Source organism: Streptomyces sp. NPDC017890, from assembly GCF_044328675.1.
Lineage (GTDB): Bacteria > Actinomycetota > Actinomycetes > Streptomycetales > Streptomycetaceae > Streptomyces.
In genome coordinates this window covers 1-1,986 of the sequence record NZ_JBIRHU010000122.1, presented here as the reverse complement: position 1 = coordinate 1,986, position 1,986 = coordinate 1, and the positions used below count along the sequence as shown (strand labels likewise).

General features: G+C 61.0%; 3 protein-coding genes. All 3 read right to left on the bottom strand.

Annotated elements, in window-relative coordinates:
* Window positions 1-777 (bottom strand): DUF4192 family protein (locus ACH4F2_RS35855; RefSeq protein ID WP_398136793.1); only part of this gene is annotated, 777 nt, incomplete at its 3' end.
* 209 nt (window positions 778-986) lie between these two features.
* Complete coding sequence (locus ACH4F2_RS35850; RefSeq protein WP_003942448.1) at window positions 987-1,343, bottom strand: hypothetical protein; 357 nt, start codon at window positions 1,341-1,343, stop codon at window positions 987-989.
* Window positions 1,340-1,986: DUF3560 domain-containing protein (locus tag ACH4F2_RS35845; RefSeq protein WP_398136792.1), on the bottom strand; the 647-nt coding region annotated here is incomplete at its 5' end. The genes ACH4F2_RS35845 and ACH4F2_RS35850, both read right to left, overlap by 4 nt.

Here is a 1,986-nt window from a genome sequence, read left to right as displayed (position 1 = left end):
CACCATGAGCGGACCGGCCAAATCCTCGGGTAAAAGTGCGCCGACCTGCCGCATTACCTCGGCGGCTGCATCGGCATTGTTTTCGTCGATGTGTGCGAACAACAGATCGCGCACCGTCACGTCATGCATGGCAGCAGCAATAACGGCTGCGTGCTCATCGGTAACGGTAATGCCGTGCTGTGACGTGCCGTCCAGGTAGTGCGAAAGTGCCAGATCGAATACCCGATCGGCCGCTCGCTGTGGCTCCATGGCGCGTAGAACGATGCGCTTGGCGCCGAAGGCCCGTGAGGCCGCGGCAGCGCGTTCCGGGCCGTGCTGCGCGGCGGTAAACCCTGCTCGGATCTCGCTGCGGGTCTTGAGAATCGTTGTGCCCTCGAACAACGCTTCGGTGATCAGTGGGTGTGCTGCAAGATCGACAGGTGTACCCGACTGTGCGGCAAGTGATCCCGCGCCCGTCCATTGACGTACCAGACCATCGGTGAAAACGAACACAGGCGGAACTGAATCGGGCCGAAATGTTTCGAGCGCTTCGGCTACGTCATTGCCCCGTTCGAGCGTGCCAAAGACAACCACAAGCATCGATTGGCACTCTTCCAGAGCTGGTGTCACACGCAAGGAACTCAGAATTCCCTCCGACACGCCAGGGAGCAGATTGAGGAGGGGGAGCATGGCGACCCTGCACGGGTGCACATCGAGGGTGATGATGACCAACTCGTCCTCGGGAAGATGGCCACCCATAGCCACGGCACCGGCGACAACATCGGACGGGCTGGTCATTCGGAAAGCTGGCATTACGGAACCCCTTTGGGTCGGTGGGCGAACTGGTCAGATTCACCCGATGGATTGGACTGACGAACACTTGAAAGCTACCCCACGCCTACGACAAAAAGGCACTTTGACCTGTGTCTATGTCCCCGGCACACCCGGTGCCGGGGACATAGACACAGGAGGCGACGCAAAGCGCCGGCCTCCCGTAGTCTTAGCTGCTAAGGGGCAGTGATCACCTCGGCTGTGAATCTGCCGATCCGGGTGCGTGACAGACGAGAATTGGTGCCGCGCACATGCTCGAACCAGGCTTCGCGCTGATCGTCCGGCAGAGCGTCCCACGAGCTCGCCGTCAGAGTTTCGTAATCGAGAGCGGCGACAGTCTCGAGCGGTGTGAGCAGACGCCAGCTGGCGAGGCGGTACACGTCCGCGAAGTGGCCGTTAACCGGTGGCCACTCGGTCTCGGGGTGGAGTCGCATAAATGTTTGGGCAGCAACACGTTCCACGGAACGTGCAACCGGATAGTGGCGCGACTGCCGAAACTCTCCGCTGTGAATCTCGTCCCGGAGACTGTTCACGACCGAACCTCCTTGATGGAAGATGAACTGGCCGAAGCTGTTTCGGCTTCCTTCGCCTGCCTGTGTCCAGCAAGTTTGTGATACGGAATAGTGTCCGTCCAATCGCCGCCAATCCTCGCCGGAACAGTGACAGATTTCTTATTGACCCGAACCACCGAATACCAGACACCCGAGCACCTGACCAGATCTCCTTTCGCGATCGTGTCCGGCCCGAAATTGTTGGCCTGACCTGACGCGATCTGCTGGGCGCGGATTCCTTCCCAATAGGTGATCTGGTCGGCCCGCTCGGCGATACGGGTAATCAACGCCTGACGGTAGGTGCCCTCGGCCGGAGGAAATTTCTCGATCAGCTTCACGCCACGCACCACGAAGAGCGTCCGCTCGTGACCGTCGAGCTCGCGTTGGTCCGCGCGCTGCTCTGCGTGCATTTTGTCGATCCGATTCTTCACGGTCACCGGGCTGTAGCGAGCCGCTGTGGTCACCGCTGTCGCCTCCGCGCGCCTACGTGCTTCCTCCGCATTCCCCTCGGCTGCCACAGCCTGTCCCAGGCGCTGATGGACTTTCTTGAGCGCTCGCCGATGCCGCCCCTCCGAATGGTGCCCGACCTTGATCGGCTCACCCCCAGGAGGAAGCTGGGCAGCCG